4 protein-coding genes are annotated in these 20,837 nt (G+C 35.3%); all 4 read left to right on the forward strand.

The genetic code is table 11. From position 1 onward, the window contains the following. Nucleotides 1–39 precede the first annotated feature (39 nt). The 4 genes from ACHRV0_RS03195 (at nucleotide 40) to ACHRV0_RS03210 (ending at nucleotide 20,803) form a co-directional block, all read left to right on the forward strand. Nucleotides 40–16,482, forward strand: coding sequence for a T9SS type B sorting domain-containing protein (locus tag ACHRV0_RS03195; protein WP_395439879.1), 16,443 nt, complete (start codon nucleotides 40–42; stop codon nucleotides 16,480–16,482). Nucleotides 16,483–16,525: 43 nt separating this feature from the next. Continuing rightward, on the forward strand, nucleotides 16,526–17,500 hold the full coding sequence (locus ACHRV0_RS03200; protein ID WP_370431302.1) for a type IX secretion system membrane protein PorP/SprF: 975 nt from the start codon (nucleotides 16,526–16,528) through the stop codon (nucleotides 17,498–17,500). A gap of 166 nt (nucleotides 17,501–17,666) precedes the next feature. Further along, nucleotides 17,667–18,854, forward strand: a complete 1,188-nt coding sequence (locus ACHRV0_RS03205) for a phosphoglycerate kinase (protein ID WP_395410340.1) — start codon at nucleotides 17,667–17,669, stop codon at nucleotides 18,852–18,854. A gap of 110 nt (nucleotides 18,855–18,964) precedes the next feature. Next, a complete protein-coding gene (locus ACHRV0_RS03210; RefSeq protein WP_395439880.1) occupies nucleotides 18,965–20,803 on the forward strand; it encodes a LysM peptidoglycan-binding domain-containing protein in 1,839 nt (612 codons plus the stop codon). The last annotated feature ends 34 nt before the right edge of the window (nucleotides 20,804–20,837 follow it).

The raw sequence follows: 20,837 nt of genomic DNA on the forward strand, positions 1-20,837 counted from the left end.
CCCTCAGACAGCAAGATGGAAGTAAACAATAGATTGACTATGAAAAAACCTACTATTTTAAGAACGCTGATTTTTGCCGTTGCAATGTTATTTAATTTTGTGTCCCATTCACAGAATTTAATAGCATTCGATTCTAAGTTCAATAAGAACTTGAAGGAAGATGTATTTTTTAAAGCTGCAAGTCAGCCTGACAACTCAATTAGTTTAAGTGATGAAAAAGAAACGTCAAAAACGGAAGCTGTCGCAGCACTTACCAATCCTATAATTCCATATGCTCAACTACCATATGCAGGACAAGTTGTAAAATGTCCAAATGATGGAAAAGAATTACCCAAGTTATTTTTATGTGGAGGAAACGATTCTCGACCTATCAATATTAATATCACAGATCCTCAATCTATTGTTTGGGAAAGATTTATTTCTGGAGGTGGTTGTGTAACAGTTTCAAACAGTGATTGTGCTAATGAAACCGCTGCAGCATCTTGCTGGAAACAAGTCGGAACTGGAAAAGATTATTTAGCAAATACGGCTGGACAATTTAGAGTAAAAATAGTAGATAAAGCAGGTGTACCTAGTGTTTTTTATTTTAATGTATATCAAAATACTTTAATTCCAACGGCTGTTACTAAAAGCGATATTATTAAAAGCAGCGACGGTAACTGCAAAATAGATGGTAAAATTACCGTTGGGGGGTTCGGAAATGGATATGAGTATAGTTTTACTACAACTGGAGCTCCGGGACTATGGGATGTAAATAGTACTTTTACAACAAGTACACCGGGTAATTACACGGCTTTTATTAGAATAAAAGATGTAGTAGGATCATGTGAATTTAAAGTTATAAATCTGGATATTAAAAGCCTTACTTTTCAAGTAAAAACTAGTTTTACTTCTCCAAAATGTAATGGCGATCTAGGTAGTGTAAAGGTCATTACAAATGATATCAAACAGGATTATAAATATGAAATTTTTAAGGTTACTGGTACCACTTCTACCTTATTAAATGATTCTCCATTTACCAAAGATTCTGAATATCCTTTTTCAGATTTAGCTCCCGGAAATTATCGAGTAATTACCTCGATTGGGACTGGATGTATGAAGGAAACTAACAATTTTACTATTGCGGCTCCAGCTGCAAAAATAACTGCGAGTGCCACTCTAACAGATGGCTTAACTGCATGTAGTGATAAAGGTATCATTACAGTAAGTCAAAGTGGAGGAACTGCACCTTATCAATATTTTGTGAGTACTGATGGAGGCACCACATTTGTAGCTAATGGAACTAGTAATAAGATATCGTTAGTTAAAGCAGGGAGTTATATTATTCGTGTAGAAGATGTAAATGGTTGTTCTGCTTTGGCTCCAGCTGTTCCAGTTAGTGACCCTCAAAAACCAATCTATGAAATTATTGCAACAGATGGAAATTGTAATGGAGGTCTAGGTCAAATAGAGATAAGAGTTTCAAATGCAAACGGTTATACGATGAGCTATACTTTTGAGGGTAATAGCTCAGGGCCAATTATTAAGAATCTAGACCCTGGAAATTACCTTATAGGTGTTAACTATAGTAAAACGGTAAGAGTTAATGGTAAGGATGTAACGACTAAATGTTCTGACCCTGTTGTATCGGTGGCAATAGGAGGAAAACCTGCTTTAACGGCATCTGCGGGTGTCGCTGAATTAGCGGGCTGTGGACCAGTAGGAAATGAGAAACAGGGAAAGATTAGAATTACAAATGCCGAGGGTGGAACTGCGCCTTATAAATATAGTTTTGATTTAAAAAAAACTTGGATAGATCAGAATTGGGCTTATATTGATCCAGTAGTAGATCATAAGGTTTATGTTAAAGATAATGTTGGATGCATATTTGAAATGAGCGGTATAACTTTAAAACCAAAACCTAATGAACCTACAATTAAGATTGATGATCCCGTTTTTAATTGTGATGGAACAGCAACTACAACTGTAACGGTTACAAATGACGTGAATTCTGAATTTATTTATAGTTATTTTATTGATGGCACCGCTAATACACCAATTAATTCAAATGTGTTTAAAAATGTAAGCCAGGGAGATCATACTATAATGGTGAGCTACACTGTAAAAACGGTTCCTACATATAGTAATTTATTGGTAGAAACTTTCGGTTCAGGACCAGACGTTACTTCACCGGGAATAAATACCTTTTATTATAAATGGGAGAGACAAGTAGCTGCTACGCAGGAAAATGGAAGTATTAAATTAAACGATGGTGAATACACAGTTACTGCGAAGATAGTATCTCCACATGGTACTTGGTTAAGTCCAGAAGATCATACTACTATTGCAGGACCAAAGGATCTAAGAGGAAGATATCTGGCAGTTAATATTGGGGATCAAATTCCTACGTCGGCTATTTTGTATCAAAAAGAGATAAAAGATGTTATAGCTGATCAACCCATAAGTGTAAAAATATCTGCAATAAATTTATTGAGAACAGGTCAATTGGGAGCTAATCCTAATATACAGTTAGCGTTAGTAGATCTTGCAGGGAATGATGTTTCGAGTGTTGCTACAGGTGCTATACCTAAAACAAATAAATGGGAAGATTATTTATTAACCTTAAACCCAGGGAAAAATACTAACCTAAGATTTGTTGTGCGTTCTAATGTTCAAGAAGTTGACGGTAATGACGTAGCTATAGATGATATCACAGTTTTTCAAATGCCTAAAATTTGTGGGGCGACAGCTTTGTTCCCAATAGTTGTTGATGGTAGTAAGGCTTTCTCTGCTGGTATAACAGGATATAAAGATGTAAGATGTAGTGGTGAGCAAAATGGAGAAATTACATTATCAGCTAAAAACTTTGATCCTAAAAAAGGATTTCAATATTTAATAGCAGGTGATCCTGCAGGTTGGCAGACTGTAAAACCAGTTCCTGCGGCAACAAGCGGTAGTATAACGTTGAAAAATTTAGCTAGTAAAATTTATAACATTAGTATTCGTTATGATGATACAGCTGGCAGTTGTTCTTTTCCAGTAGCTCAGGAAATTAAATCTCCAAAAAAATTAAAAGTAGATGCTTGGGTAGAGCAGGTATTAAAATGTTCTACTGGAGCAATTATTAAGGCTAAAGCAAGTGATGGAACTCCTGGTTACCGATATGAATTAAGAGAAACGGACGGTGTAACAGTTGTAAAAGCTTTTCAAGATTCAGATACATTTCTAGATATTAAAATAACTGGAAATTATAAAGTTGTAGCCAAAGATTTAAACGATTGTGAGACAGAAGTTTTGGCATCTGTGGATATTGTTCCTCCAGTAAGACCAAAATTAGAAAATGTTACGCCAAGTGTATGTTTTGATAAAAATGCAGGAACAAATATCACAATAAAAGTTACAGATGGAGTACCAGATTATACTTATACGGTAAAATACAATGGAGGCAATCCAGTTGGGCCAAGCGCAACATTTGCAGGACCTACTTTTACTTATAAAGCGGAGAATGAAGGAACTTATGAATTTATAGTTACAGATAGTTTTGGATGCAGCTCAGATCCAATTACTCAAGTTATAACGGCTCAATTACTTGCAGCGACTCCAGTTACAACTCCGCTTGATTGCGACGTTGCACCAGCAAATCGTGCAGTTATTACGGGAACAATCGAAGGAGGTAAAGCACCTTTTACAGTAACAATTACTACTGGAGATAAAACAGGAGATTTAGTGGGACCTACTTCAACAGGAAACACTTTTACGTATACTACAGCGGTGGCTGGTAATTACACTTTTACAATTAAAGATGCAAACAATTGTACAACAACCAGCGATGCTAAGATAGAGGCATTGGTTCCAATTACATTAGGGTCAACAAATGTAAACCCAAAATGTGATAGTTCTAATGATGGAACTATTTTATTAAAACCAGGTGGAGGAACTGGTGTATATACATATAGTAAAGACGATATTACTTATAATAGCACATCATATTTTACAGGACTTAGTGCTGGAGTGGCCTATACATATTATGTAAAAGATGAAAATAGATGTAAAAAAAGTATAACTGTTACCTTAACAGCGCCAGATCCAATTAGTGGTACAGCAACAATAACAGTTCCGTATACTTGTGATAGCCCTGCTACAATAACCGTAGGTGCAGTAGTTACAGGTGGAAATGGTGTTTACAAATACACGCTGAATAGAAATGGAGTTGCATTAATTACTCAAACGACAAAGGTTTTTGATAATATTTCTGTAGCAGGAGATTACACAGTAACTATTACAGATAGTAATTCATGTACATTTACAACAACACCAAAATTAACTATTGTAGATTTGAATCCTGCAAAGGGAATGACAATTTCGACAACTACAGCAGCTACCTGTCCATTGAAAGAGGGAAGTGTTACGATTACTAATGTTGTTGATGCTACAAATACTCCTTTACCAACTGCAGGTTTAGAATATAGAATTGTTTCGCCAACAGCAACAGCATTTCAACCAAGTAACGTATTTGATAATATTAAAGCTGGTGTTACTTATAAATTTGAAGTAAGAGATGCTAATAAATGTACGTTTGAAAAAACACATTTAATTGATTTGCCTAAAGACTTTACAGTAACAGGCACTCCAACTAGTATAAAATGTTTTGGTGCTTCTGATGGTTCTGCTATATTTACGGTTAGCGGAATGGTTGTAGGTACAACCTACTCATATTCGGTAGATACAACACCACCAACAACAGGATCGGGTACTTCGACAACTGATCCTTTTAATATTACTGTTTCTGGATTAGACGCAGGTTTACATACTATTGTCGTTACAAATTCAGTTACAAAATGTAAAATTACAGAAAAGGTAACAGTGGCAGGTCCGGCATCTGCATTAAAATTAAATCCGTCAGATCTTACACATGTTACCTGTAAGGATTTAGGAACAGCAAAAATTAATGCTGTAGGAGGATCAGGAGCTTATACATACACTGTTACACAAAAAGCACCAGTTATTGGAACAGCAATTACTCAAACGAATGACAATCTGTTTAAAAACTTAGCGGCAGGAACTTATAGTGTTTCTGTTTCTGATGGTACAGGATGTAATGTAGCGGGTACAGATTTTACAATTAACCCTGAAGTAAAACCAATAGCAAGTATTGATGCAACTTCGGTTTACTGTGCTGGAGGAGCTGGAGCAACATTAATTGCGACGCCAAAAAATGCACCAAAACCAAATCCTAATTATGAATATAAACTTAATAGCGGTAATTATCAGCCATCAGGTACATTCTCAGGATTAACTCCAGGAAAATATACTATAACCGTTAGAGATATTGTAACTGGTTGTACAGCTGATTTGGCAGAGGAAGTAATTTCATCTCCTTTAAGCGCTAAAGCAGCAATTGATACAGACTTAACTTGTGATCCAACTAGCCCAGAGGCTATCATTGGAGTTACAATTCAAGATGGATACCCAGATTATAAGTATAGAGTTAATACTTCAGGAGCTCCTTTCTCAGGATTATATACAGATGTACCAGCAGGTCAAACTAAATTTACTTATCCAGCTTTAGCAGGAACTCACTATTTTGAAATTACAGATAGCAAAGGCTGTACAGTTGTAGTTTCTCAAACTGTAAATTCTACTGTAAAACCTGATTTTAATACAGTAGAAAGCGTTGTTTTATGTAAAGGAGATAAAACAGGAAGTATTACAGTAAATCCAATTCTTGCAGGATCTTATACCTATGAGGTAACACCAATTACTCCAGCAGGTACAAAAATTACACAAACAACAAACGTATTCGAAAATTTAGGTGCAGGAACCTATAGTGTTGTTATTGTTGATGCTAAAAAATGTGCTTCGGATGCTAAAACGGTTACGATTAAAGAACCATTAGTTGCACTAACAGCGGATGCAGATGTTGATGTTAAGTTAACTTGTGATGCTTCAAATAATGCGCAAAAAGCAACAATTAAAGTAACGGCTTCAGGAGGTACTCCGTACCCAGCGCCAGATCTTTATAGATATAGTTATAATGGTAAAACACCAGTTACTTCAAATACATATTCTACAACTGCTTCAGGCAATGTGACTGTAGATGTTTATGATGCTAACGGATGTAAAGTTTCTGTAACAGGAGGTGTAACTATTGACGCTTTAAACCCTCCAAAAGCAATTGCTTTTGCTCCGCCAGCAGCAATTACTTGTGAGACAGGACATGATAAAACAAGCTTAACTTTAACAGTAACAGATGGTGTATTGCCATTTACATACGAAATTACTAGTCCAACAGCTACTGTTGTTACAGGTGTAAATTCAAATTCACACACATTTACAGGCTTAGTGCCAGGCCATTATTACTTTAAAGTTACAGATGCAAACAAATGTACTGTAGAAGATGACTTTGAAATTTTAGATGTTGTAAAAATTCAAGCGACAGGATCAATTGCAAGTAATGTAACTTGTAATGGATTGAGTAATGGTTCTATTAGCTTCAAAGTTTCTGGAAATAGAACAACAGATTATACTTATACATTGGTTGGAAGTGTTTCAGGAACTATCAACACAGCTCCAGGTATAGTTACTGGCGCATTAGAAGATGTGCTTACTTTCGCAGGATTAAAAGGAGGTCAGAAATTTACCTTTACTGTTACAAATAAAGACACAAAATGTTCTGCTACAAGCGAAGTAACTCTTGCAGATCCAGTTCTTGTAGAAATTACTAAAGTTACAGGAACAAAAGTTTTCTGTGCACCTCATGTTAGCACAACGATTGTAGTAACGGCTAAAGGTGGAAAAGCTCCTTTAAAATATGCAGTAGTAAAAGCTGGAGTTACCCCAACAGCTACTGATTTTGTAGATGCTAATACTTTTATTAAAGATACAAGTGTAGATGGTTTAGATTATGATGTATATGTTCAAGACGGTAATAGCTGTCCTGCGCAAACATCAATTTCTATTACAAGAAACGATTCTCCAAAAATTGATCCAGTAACAACAGCACTTTGTTATGCTGGTGCTGCATTTGATGTGAAAATTACAGGATCAGTTTATTCAGGATCAACAACAAAACTTTACGGATTAAATGGCGTTTATAATACAAATGATACCAAATCAATCACAGCGCCAGGAAAATATACGTTAGGTATTAAAGATGATAATGGTTGTGAGGATACTACTATTATTACTGTTAACGATCAATTGAAGATTACAGTAACTCCTGTTAAAGATTTAACATGTGCTGTTTTACCTCCATATACTACTACAGATGCCCAATTTACATTATCTGCAGAAGGCGGAGTAGGTCCTTATACATACAGAGTTTCTCGTAATGGAGGTGGTTATACAACAACAGGAATTACAGGAAGTACTTTTTCAACAAGTCAAGATGGAGATTACAAATTTGAAGCTACAGATTCTAATACTCCAGCATGTTCTATTATTTCAGGTGTAGTTAAAGTAAGTCCAGTTGAACCACCAGTTATTTTAACAGCGGTTCAATCACAGAAGATTTTATGTCCAACAGAATCAACAGGAGCTATTAAAGTTACACTTGATACAAGTAAAGGTGCTTCACCTTTTACATATAAAGTAGAGCTTTTAGATGCGCCATTTACAGATTTTGGTTCTCAAATGACAGGTTTACCAGCAGGTCATTATAAAGTTACGGTTACTGATAGCAAAGGATGTTTTGATGATGAATTAGTAGAAATCATTAAACCAAAACCTATTGTAGTAGATTATGAAATTATTGGTATAAAGTGTGATCCTGCCGGTGGAATGGCAAAAGGGTCTATTATCATTCATAGTGTAACAGGTGGAACGGTTACTTCTCCGGGAGTTCCTGGCTCTACGGGTTATAGCTACTATGTTACAGGGACAAATTATAATAAGAGTGAATTAAATACTGACGGTACAACTTCTGTTACTTTTAGTATTGTAGATTTTGGTTTATATAAGATTGTAGTTAAGGATGAAAATGGTTGTTCAGTAGAATTCCCAGATGAGCTAGTTACATCTCCACCTAATAAACTTGCTATTACAGTAACTTATCCTCCTACAAATTGTGATACTACAGCTCCGGGAGGAGGCGGTGGTTCTGCAGTTGTAAAGGTTGGATCTGCATTTTCAGGTACAGGACCATTTTTCTTTAGAATTTATGACGGAACAAATGCAACTTACCCTGGACCAGGATGGCAGGCAGAAGAAGTTGATATTGTTACAGGCGATAGACTTAAGCAAACTACTTTTACTAATTTAACACCAGGTGTTACTTATACTTATGTAGTATACGATGATCAATCAAAATGTTACTATTATGAAACTGGCGCACCTGCTATTCCAAGTAACTCTACTTTAACGGCTAGCAATATAGTGCCACAAAACGTTACTTGTAGTGATGTAACAGACGGTAACGTAACATTTACGGTTAATAGTATCTATACAACCGCAACTAATTTTACCTATACAATTTTTAATGGCTTAACATTGACATCAACTGGTGTTACGGGTTCTGGTACAGTACCTGCAGCTGTGGGTGGTGTTCCTGGAACAGTAACTATTACTAGTCCATCAGCATTAGATTTAGGATACTATTATGTTTTAATAAAAGAAACTGGAGCTACACCTAATCAAGGATGTAGTATTGCTACAACAAACTTTAAAATTGATAAATCGACTAAATTGTTAAGAATTAACGCTTCGGTTGATTTAAATGCAACTTGTAGTAAATTAGGAACAATTAGTGCATCTGCACAAGATGGAACAGCACCTTATACATATCAGGCTGTTGCTTCAGGAACGGCTTATGACCCTACAAAATGGAATAATAAAAATAGCTTTAATTTAGCAGGAAGCGTAGGAGCTGGAACTAGCTATGATGTCTATGTTAAAGATGCAAACGGATGTATTAAATATACTACTATTGCTTTACCGCAGGATCCTATTCCAGCATTTACATTAGATATCGTAGATAATTGTGCCGCTGAAGGTTCTTTTGAAGTTGAAGTAACAGAAACAACAAAAGGAAAAGAACCATATTATATAAGCGTAAACGGAAAAACTTTTGTACCAATTGGTACTTTACCGTATACAATAAAAAATCTTAGCTCTGGACCAGTAGATGTAATTATTAAAGATTTTAACGGTTGTGAAACACCTGTTGTTAAATCTCCAATTACTCCAACTCCAAAAGCAAATGCAGAAGTTACAACAGATTTAGTTTGTGATGCTAGTGGAGCAGTAGGTCCAAATGCTATCATTACAGTGACTATTACAAATGGTACTGGTACTCCTAATTTTACATATGCTGTTAAAAAAGGAACGGGAACATTTGGTGGTGATACTCCAATTTTACCTGCAGGTTCAAGAACTTTCACTTATCCAGTTGCAGCTACAGACGCAGATTCTTATGTATTCTTAATTAAAGATGCAAACGGCTGTGAGATACAAACAACTCCAGTAGCTGTTGACCCGATTGTGCCAATTGTACCAGATGCAACTCCAACTCAACCATTATGTTTTGGAGGAGAAGGAACCATGTTGCTATCTGCAAAAGGTGGTAAAGGCAAGTATGAATATACATTACTAAGAACTTTACCAGCAGGAGGAACTTTAATTACACAATCAACTCCATTGTTTATTAATTTAATTGCAGGTGATTATACTTATACTGTTAAAGATGAATTGGGTTGTGTTGTAACTGGTACTCAAACTTTAGGCCAGCCAACAGAATTGATATTAGATACGCCAACAATTGATCAGCCTTTATGTGGTGCAAATAATGCTCCACAACAAGCAAAAGTTGTTTTAGCGGCACACGGAGGTACTGGTGCATATGAATATAGTTTTAATAATAGTGACTTCAGTGCAGATACAAACATTTTCTATGTAGATCAAAACGGAGCAAGTCAAACTATTCCGTATGCAATTAGAGATGAAAACGGTTGTCCTAAAACAGGAACTGTAACGATCTTATGGTTAGATCCTCCAACAAAGTTTGATCTAGATCAACCAGATCCAATTACTTGTTTAAGAACAAGTACTAGTGTAGAAATCAAAAATGTAACTGGTGGAATTCTGCCGTTGACTTATCAGATTGTTTCAAATACTGGAGCAATAATTACAGAGAATAACAATAATCCATTATTTGGTGGTTTATTGCCTGGTGATTATATATTCCAGGTAACTGATGCAAATAAGTGTATCAAACAGATAAAACATACTGTTAAAGACGTTATCAAGATTGAGATTACGCCTCAATCTACAACAGATATTACTTGTTTAAATGCCGGCGACGGAAAAGCTAGTTTCTTAGTAACAAGATTTAATTCTAGTTATGATTATGAATTAGATTCAAGCGGAACAACAGTAACAATGACAGTTGGAACAATCGATTTAACAGGATTAGCTCCAGGCCCTCATAGTATCAAAGTGACAGATACTGAGACAGGATGTCCAGCTACATTTAATTTTGATATCTATACTGTTACAAAAGCCTTAGGTTTTACTGTTGATGTTACACCATTAGGATGTAAAACGACAGGTGCAGTAAAACTTGAAGCATCAGAAGGATGGGGGGGTTACACGTACACTGTTACAGAACCAGCGCCAGCAAGTACAGTTTTACCATCAAATACAGATGGAGTTTTTGCTGGACTTACTAAAGTTGGAGTGTATACTGTTTCGGTAAAAGATGCAAAAGGCTGTGAAGTAACAAAAACATTCGAATTAAAAACACCAATTGAACCAGTTGCTTCAATCGATGCAGCATCAGTATATTGTTATACAGGTTCAGGTGTTGGACAAGGTGCAACAATTATAGTTAATGCATCTACACCAGGTACACCAGAGTATACGCCAATTTATAAATATAGTATTGACAACGGAAAAACTTGGCTTACAAACAATACATTTACAGATTTAGCACCAGGTAACTATCAAATTACAGTAATAGATCAATATGGATGTCAAGCATTGGCTTCTATTCCAGTTGAAATTAAAGGTCAAATTTTCGCTTCAGCAAAAATAGATACCGAAATTTTCTGTGGTCCTGTTGATGGAACCATTAAAATTACTGCTGTAGGTGGTTATGGTTCTTATACTTATACCGTTAAGAATCCTGCTGGCGTAGTATCTGCTCCAATAGCATTCCCAGCAGGATTAGACACTGCTTATCATACCGTTCTAGCTGGAGAGACAGGAAACTATGAAATTGTAGTTTATGATGCAAGAAATTGTTCTTATGTCATTACAGAAAAAGTTGTTATGAATCCTCCAACTCAGGTAGATTTATTAATAACAGATATTGATATTACACCAGTAGACTGTAATGCTCCGCAAGGAACAAATAACAACGGAACCATTACTGTAAATTTAAGACCAGTAAATAATAGTGATAGTTATAATTATACACTTACACCATTACCAGCTGGTACAGCTAAAACGCAAGGTATGAATGTATTTAGCGGATTAGCTCCTGGAAAATATAATGTAAGTGTTACCTCAAACTTAAATTGCGAAGCAAATGTAGATGTTGAAATATTAGATCCTGTCGCAGTAACTGCTGCAGCTGATGCAGTACCGTTTAGCTGTACTGTAAATCCAACTAAAACAACTGCAGTTGTTACAGCTGGAGGAGGTACAGGTACGTATACTTTCAGTATAGATGGTATTCGTTATTTCGCAAGTAATAGCATACCTGCAGATAATAAATATACATTTGAGTTAGGAGATAATGGAAGTGTTCAAGATCCAACTTTTTATGTGAAAGACTCGAAAGGTTGTTTACAAACAACAAAATTGACTACAGTATTAAATCCATTACCTAAATTAAATTCTGTGGATGGTGTTTTTGGTACAAAAATGGACTGTATTAATAACAAGCAGGAAATAAATGTTACGATTACTGGAGGAAGTAATTCGCCTAATCCATTTACTTACAATGTATACAAAGATGGTGCATTTCTTGACGGACCATTTCCTGTTACAGGAAATACATTTACGTATGATGCTCCAACAGTAGGTAGTTACTATGAGTTTGAAGTTTTTGATAATAATACAGGATGTAGTTTAAAATCTGCGTCATATGAAATTCCAGTTTTCGACAAAGCAAAAGTGGTTGCAAGCACTTTTGCAAACGTAGATTGTAGCGGCAATGCTTCGGGTTCAATCGAAATTAATATTTTAAATTATTCTGGAAAATATGATTATGCAGTTTATAAAGGAGCAACGGCTGTAGCTGGAGCTTCAGGTTCTCATGATACTGCTGTTTCTAATCCATTTGTAATTCCTTCCGGATTACTTGAAGGAAACAATTATACAGTAAGAATTGTAGAAACTGATTTCCCAAGTTGCCCTGCAACTTCAAATTCAGTTATTATTACTGAGCCGGATCCTTTAGATTTAAGCGGATTTAAGGTAAGCGTTAAGAACCAAAATTGTCATGATTTAAAAGCAGTTCTTACTATTGATCCTACAACAATTGTAGGAGGAACATCTGGATATATGTATGCAGTAGTACCTACAACAACGCCGCCAACAATTCCAGCAGGTGGAGATTATAATCCATTTACTACTATAGAAATTGCTACAAGTGAGGTGTCTCCGCAATTCGATTCTTACGATGTATATGTAAGAGATGCACAAAATTGTTTTGATCATGTAACAGTTAAGATATCACAAGATCCAATGCCAAGTATTACTTCGGCAATACCTACGCAATGTCCAAGTACAGCGGGTACTTATGATATTCCTGTAATAGCAACTGGATTTACTCCAAATCTTGAATACAGCTTAGACGGAAACAGCTGGGGAACAAATAGTATTTTGGTAGTAAAAACTACAGGAGATCACACTGTATATGTTCGTGACGAGAATAAATGTGTGGTTACTCAAGTAGTTCATATTTTAGAGCCGCTAAAATTATTGTATGACGACAATATTATAAATCCTATTTGTAATGGAAACGAAGGTGAAGTAACACTAATTGCTTCAGGCGGTACAATAATACCAAGTTATGAATACACTAAAGACAATTGGGCAAATACTCAAACAACACCAGTATTTAGTGGCTTGAGTCCTGGTAAATACACATTTAGTGTTAGAGATACAGGAACAAATTGTACAAAAGACGTAGAAGTTGTTTTTGAAATTCCAAATACAGCGATCGACTTTAGTTTAACTCCATCAAAAGTACTTTGCAACGGAGGAAGCACAGGTAGTATTACTGTAAATATGGCTGCTCAAACAACAACAGTAAACAATAATCCTGTTTATACTTACGCAATCCATCCATCACCAATTGGAGTGGTTTTAGTTGGTAATGTATTTACAAATCTTCCTAAAGGAACGTATACAGTTACAGTAACTTCAGGAAAAGGTTGTCCAGTTGATAAAACTATTGACGTTGAAGAACCGTTGGCAATCACGGTTCCTAATCCTGATGTAGTAGAATTTGGATGTACAAAAGTAAATAAAGCGAATGATGCTACAATTACAGTTGGTCTGCCATCTGGTGGTTCTAACGATTATAAAGTTTATGAATTTTTGAAAAATGGAAATCCTATTCCAGTTCAAAGAGGAGATAATCCTGTTTATATCGAATCAGATCTGTTAGGAGGTAACTATGTAATCAATGTTTACGATACTAATGGTTGTTTAGGAACAACAACTGCAGTAATCAAACCATTCGTGGCTATTGATTTTGCAACTCCTTCAGCAATTACAGTAACTAAAGCAATTACATGTATTAATGACGAAGATATTCAGGTAAATGTTACTACAACAGGAACAACTACACCAATGCCGGTATTGCTTTACAACCTAAAAGGAATCAGTACAGGAAGTACTTACGACATGACAAACAATGACGGAGCTTTTACTGGATTAACGATAGGAAATTATTTAGTTACAGTTACTAATCCAATTACAGGATGTACTATAACTATGATTCATTATGTTAACGATCCAAATACGTTTGATTTAGTGGCAAGTAATATTAAAAATGTTATTTGTTATGGAACTGCTACTGGAAGTGTAGATTTAAGTTTTGTTGACAATCAAGTTAATCCGGATGAAGCGGGACCATTTGAGTACACAATTACGGGACCAAAAGGAACTAGTCCATTACAAACCACTACGGGTGTTATGATCACTATTCCTAATTTAGAAGCAGGATTTTATACTGTTAAAGCTAAATTGAGTGCTACGCCAAGCTGTGAGGTAGAAACAAGTTTTTCAATTGCAGAGCCAACCGCGGCATTGTCTATTTCAGTAAACTCGACTCCAATTAGTTGTGATCCAGGTAATGATGGTACAATTACAGTTGGAGCTGAAGGCGGATGGCCAGGAAGTTATCTATATGAATTGGTAGGTGTTGGTCCGGGTGCAATAAGCGTTGCTTACTCACAGCAGTTTTATTTTGAAAATCTAACACCAGGAAGTTATACAGTAAATGTTAAAGATCTTTCTGGATGTGTTCAAACAGAAAGCCTGACGTTAAAAACGCCAGATGCAATATTAGTTACAGCCAATGCAACTGTAAGCGCTTTATTGTGTAACGGTGATACAAGTGGAGTGATAACAGTTGATTTACCAACGGGAGGTCAGGGAACTAATTATTCTTATATTTTAAACTATCTATCTGTAGTTCCTGTAGTTTCATCTGCACCTCAAAGCCAACCTGTTTTCTCAGGCTTAGCAGCTGGAACATATTCAGTAACAGTCGTTGATGGTCTTAACTGTGTTTCACAACCAAGTGCAGAGCTAGTAATAAGCGAGCCATCTAAAGTCGAAGCCGAATTAAAACTGGCTACAGGAATAACTTGTAAAACAAGTGCGACATTGACTTTAAGTGCAACAGGAGGAACTGGACAATATGAGTACAGTACAGACAAAACTTTTGCCGCAATTGCAGGTCAATTTTCTTCATCAGTAACATTTGCTGTTGGATTAGGAGATCATCAGTACTATGTAAGAGATTCTAGAGGATGTGTTGGAGCTATCTCTAATAATATTACCATAAATCCTGTAACACCATTAGATCTTAAGCTAGATTTAATGAATGCAGTAGTTTATTGTAAAGGAGATTCAACAGCAGTCATTGATGCTGAAGGTGTAGGCGGTTTAGGAAATTATATATATACTTTACTTGATAGCACAGGTGGAATAGTTAGACCGGCACAACCTAGCGGTTATTTCGATCTGCTTCCAAAAGGAGTTTATGTTGTAAGAGTAGACAGTGGTGATTGTCAGTACTCTTCACAAGCAATAACAATAAATGAACCTGCAGAAGCATTATCTGTTACAGCAACAGTAACCGATGTGACATGTTTTGGAGCTGATGATGGTAAAATAGTAATCGCTGCAACTGGTGGAACTGGAGTTATTCAGTATGCAATTTCGCCAAATTTAGGTTTATTCGATACTAAATCTGTCTTTGATCGTCTAGTTCCAGGTTTATACCAAATTATTATTCAAGACGAAAATTCATGTTTCCAAATTATAGAGCGTGAAATCAAAGAACCAACAGTTTTAGAGGCGAAAGTAGTAGGACCTATTATCCAAGAAATATGTGATGGAGATAAAGATGGTGCATTTACCATAGAAATTTCTGGAGGAAAACCACCTTATAGTATCAGTCTTGATAATGAAAACGGAACTTATGCACCAGTTGTTGGTACACAGCATAGTTTTGCTAACCTTAAAGGAGGAGCACATAAGGTGTTTGTTAAAGATGCTACTTGTTTAACTTCAAGAGACGTTATAATGGATAAAGCAGTTGTTCTTGATCCAATTACCGAAGTATCTTACCACTGTGTTGATAATGCACAAGCAAACATGGTAGTTGTAAAAATTGATGACAGCAATGATATTGCCGATGTCGATTACTCCCTTGACGGAACAGGAACTTATCAGCCAAGCAACGTCTTTACAAACGTGGCACCAGGAACTCACTTTATTGTAGCAAGACATACAAATGGATGTGAGACGCCAACAACAAGTTTCAAGATCGTTTCATACGAACCTTTAGCATTAACATTAGCAGAAGACAAAGGAGTATGGAACATCATTAAAGCAACTGCCACAGGTGGTGGAGGTGATTACGAGTATAGTATCGATGGAGTAAACTTTAGTACTAAAAATGAGTTCAAAATTTACAAAACTGGTACTTACACCATAACCGTAAGAGATAAAAATGGCTGTACAGTTTCTCAAGATTACTACATTAAGTATATTGATGTTTGTCTTGATAATTACTTTACACCAAACGGCGACGGCGTTTACGACACTTGGGGACCTGGATGTACAAATATCTATGACAAACTGGAGTTCTCAATATTTGACAGATACGGTCGTATAATTGCTAAATATCACTATGGTCAAAAATGGGATGGTAGATACAACGGTGCTGAATTGCCTTCAGGTGATTACTGGTATGTTCTTAAACTAAATGACGAGAATGATGCAAGAGAGTTTGTTGGACATTTCACTTTATACAGATAACAAAATAAATGCCCCTATGATGTTGTCTAAAAAAATTATTACAATGAAAAAGTTTATTTTATCCTTAGTACTCATGGCTGTAACAACAAGTTACAGCCAAGAGTTAAACCTACCAGTATTTACCCAGTATTTGGCAGATAACCCTTTTGTAATTTCACCAGCATTTGCAGGAATTGGTGATAATCTTAGAATTCGTGCCAACGGCCTTACACAATGGGTTGGGATTAAAGATGCACCAGATAATCAATCGCTGTATGCCGATTTTAGAATTCTAGACCGTTCAGGAGTTGGTTTAAATGTTTACAATGATAAAAATGGATATACCAGACAAACAGGAGCAAAAGTTTCATTTGCTCACCATTTGATTCTTGATTATTATTCCAAACAATATTTATCTTTTGGACTTTCATACAACTTCAATACATTTAGAATTGATATTGATGAATTTAACAATACAATAGAACGTCCAATTTTGGATCCAGCCGTTACAGATAACCGTTATACAACAAATAGCAACTTCGATGTTAGTGCGCTATATCGTAACAAAGGATTTTATGTAAGTTTTAATGCCAATAACGTCTTAAAAAAGAACACAGATAAATATCGTGGTGTAGAGCCTAGTTTGCTTTCAAATTATCAAGTGTATACAGGCTTTGTCTTTAACGACGGCGAAAATAGACGTATAGAATACGAACCATCAATTTACTATCAGTATTTTGCCAGCGATAAGCGTTCAACAACCGATTTCAACTTTAAGTACAGACGTTATAACCGTTACGAAGATTATTATTGGATTGGAGTTTCATATCGTTTCTTAAACGATCAATTTCCAAAACCATTGTCAGTAGGACCAATGGTTGGTTTCATGAAATCAAAATTCTATTTTGGATACTCGTATCAAGTAATGTTCAATGATTTAGGAAGTTACAATACCGGTACGCATTCGATTACAATTGGTTTTGATTTCTTCTCATCAATCAGTAACTGTCCTTGTACACAAAGTCCAGTGCACGATTAATAAGAACCACCGTAAAAATTTTAGTATTTAAAACATTTTTTGTTTTATTTCATAATTTACATCGTTTTCGTTGTTAATCACTAGTTATTTTTGTTTTTTTCGAATTTAATACAACTGTAAAAGTTCTATATTTGTTTTTCTTTCAAAAAAACTAAAAAATTATAAAATGAAAACTTTAAACGATTTCGATTTTAAAAATAAAAAGGCAATTATCCGTGTTGATTTTAATGTGCCGTTAGATGAGAATTTTAATGTAACAGATACAACACGTATTGATGCAGCAAAACCAACAATTGATGCTATTTTAGCACAAGGCGGAAGCGTAATCTTAATGTCGCACTTAGGAAGACCAAAAGGAGCAGAAGAAAAATATTCGTTAAAACATATTTTAAAAACAGCTTCTCAAATTTTAGGAGTTGAGGTTAAGTTTGCTGAAAACTGTATTGGAGAACCAGCACAAACAGCAGCTAAAAATTTAAAACCAGGAGAAGTTTTATTACTTGAAAATTTACGTTTTCATGCTGAAGAAGAAGCTGGTGATGTTGCTTTTGCAAAAGAATTAGCATCGCTTGGAGATATTTATGTAAATGATGCATTTGGTACAGCACACAGAGCGCACGCTTCAACAACAATTATTGCACAATTTTTTCCAAACGAAAAATGTTTTGGAACATTATTAGCAAAAGAAATTGAAAGCTTAAACAAAGTACTTAAAAACAGCGAAAAACCAGTAACAGCAGTTTTAGGAGGTTCAAAAGTTTCTTCTAAAATTACCGTTATCGAAAATATTCTTGACAAAGTAGATCACATGATTATTGGTGGTGGAATGACTTTTACTTTCGTTAAAGCACAAGGTGGAAAAATTGGTGAGTCAATCTGCGAAGATGACAAACTAGATTTAGCACTTGAAATTTTAAGATTAGCAAAAGAGAAAAATGTACAAGTTCACATTCCAGTTGATGTAGTTGCCGCTGATGATTTTTCAAATACAGCAAATACACAAATTGTAGATGTAACAGCAATTCCTGACGGATGGCAAGGACTTGATGCAGGACCTAAATCTTTAGAAAACTTTAAAAAAGTGATTTTAGAGTCAAAAACTATTTTATGGAATGGTCCATTAGGCGTTTTCGAAATGGAAACATTCTCTAAAGGAACGATTGCTTTAGGTGATTATATTGCCGAAGCAACACAAAATGGAGCATTTTCATTAGTTGGAGGCGGTGATTCAGTTGCAGCCGTAAAACAATTCGGTTTTGAAGACAAAATGAGCTATGTTTCTACTGGTGGCGGGGCAATGCTTGAAATGTTAGAAGGAAGAACTTTACCTGGAATCGCTGCGATTTTAGACTAAAATATCACATTTAACATTTTTTTGCATAGTTTTCTTCGTTAAACCATTTATTTTTGCAAAAACGAGGTCTTATAATTATTTGAATTATAAGGGTTTAAAAAAGATGTTATATGATTGTAAAAAAAATCTCACTAGCGGTATCTGTCCTTTTTTCGATGTCGATGTTTGCGCAGGAAACTGCAAAAACCGAATTAGAACTTAAGCCAGTAGTTAAGTTATCATATCTAGACTCAATAAAAAGCACTTTCAAAAAAGATGACATGGCTACTCGTGTTGACAGTCTTTGGATGAATGAGTTAGTAAGCTTAGATATTTATGACGATTTAACAAAAGATATTCAAACCATTAACTCAGATGTTACAGTAGATGAAGAACTGCCAACAGAACTTCTAAAACAACGTCTGCAGGCAATGAATGAAAAATCACCATTTGATATTCAATACAATCAAGGTTTAGAAAATATAATAAAGTCATTTCTTAAGAATCGTAAAAAATCGTTTTCTCGATTAATGGCTTTATCTGAATATTACTTTCCAATTTTTGAGGAAACGTTTGCCAAAGAAAAAATTCCTTTGGAAATTAAATATTTAGCCGTTGTAGAATCTGCTTTAAACCCTAAAGCAGTTTCTAAAATGGGCGCCACCGGACTTTGGCAGTTTATGTACGGAACCGGAAAACAATACGCTTTAAAAATCGATTCTTATGTTGATGAACGAAGCGATGCTCTTAAAGCTACAGCCGCAGCTTCAGATTACATGACCAGAATGTTTAACGTTTTTAACGATTGGGAACTAGTTTTAGCTTCGTACAACTCAGGACCAGGAAACGTAACAAAAGCAATTCGTCGTTCAGGCGGTAAAACAAACTATTGGGACATTCGTAATCACCTACCAAAAGAAACTCAAGGATACGTTCCAGCATTTTACGCTACAATGTATCTTTTCGAATACCATAAAGAGCACGGAATTAATCCAGAAAGAGCAGTTGTTAAAAATTTTGAAACAGACACAGTTGCAATAAAAAACCAAATGTCTTTCAAACAGATTGCCGATTTACTCGATATGCCGCAATCGCAGATTCAGCTCCTAAACCCTTCTTATAAATTAAATGTAGTGCCTTATTATCAAGGAGAACAGCATTTCCTTCGTTTACCAAAGGATAAAATTGCCACCTTCGTTTCAAATGAAGATAAAATATATGCCTACGTTAAGTACCAATCTGGATTTAAAACAATGTCGACACAATTAGCAATGAAAGTGGCGCCAAAAGTAAAACCAGCAGTAACTAGAGAAGCCATAGCATCATCAAAAGATATTCAGTTTTATAAAGTTAGAAAAGGAGACAACTTAGGCGCAATCGCAGATAAGTATAATGTTAATATTTCTGATTTAAAAAAATGGAATAATCTTAAATCCAATGCAGTTGCATTTGGAAGAACATTAAAAATCAAATCAGAAGCAGAAACAGTTTCTAAAAATATAAAAGAGCCTAGAACTCCGGCAATTATCGAAAGAAATCACGAAGAAGCTATTGCCTCTGCTGACGACAAAGATAAAAATGAGATGCAAACTCAAGAGTACACCGTTGCAGCTGGAGATAATTTAGGAAGCATTGCCAAAAAATTCGGTACGACTATTGCGGACTTAAAAGAACTGAATAATCTAAATTCAAATACAATTGCTTTAGGAAAAACATTAGTAGTTTCTAAAACAGTTTCTGAAATCGAAGAACCGGCATCAACTGCAATAGCACTTAATTCTGTTGATTCTTTTAAGAAAAAAGCACCATCTGCAAAAAGTTTGAGCGAGGATTATTACGTAAAAAAAGGAGATTCTTTATACAGTATTTCTAAAAAATATCCAGGAGTAACAATCTCGGATATTAAAAAATGGAATGGTATTAAAGATGAAGACATTAAACCCGGAATGAAACTTAAAATAAACGGATAATAAAAAATCTTATTTAAATTTGGGTTTTATTTCA

It is taken from the genome of Flavobacterium sp. FlaQc-30 (assembly GCF_044005885.1).
Classification (GTDB): Bacteria; Bacteroidota; Bacteroidia; order Flavobacteriales; family Flavobacteriaceae; genus Flavobacterium.

Coding starts and splice junctions, on each gene's coding strand:
- ACHRV0_RS03195 (WP_395439879.1), top strand. CDS start 40: ATGAAAAAACCTACTATTTTAAGAACGCTGATTTTTGCCGTTGCAATG.
- ACHRV0_RS03200 (WP_370431302.1), top strand. CDS start 16,526: ATGAAAAAGTTTATTTTATCCTTAGTACTCATGGCTGTAACAACAAGT.
- ACHRV0_RS03205 (WP_395410340.1), top strand. CDS start 17,667: ATGAAAACTTTAAACGATTTCGATTTTAAAAATAAAAAGGCAATTATC.
- ACHRV0_RS03210 (WP_395439880.1), top strand. CDS start 18,965: ATGATTGTAAAAAAAATCTCACTAGCGGTATCTGTCCTTTTTTCGATG.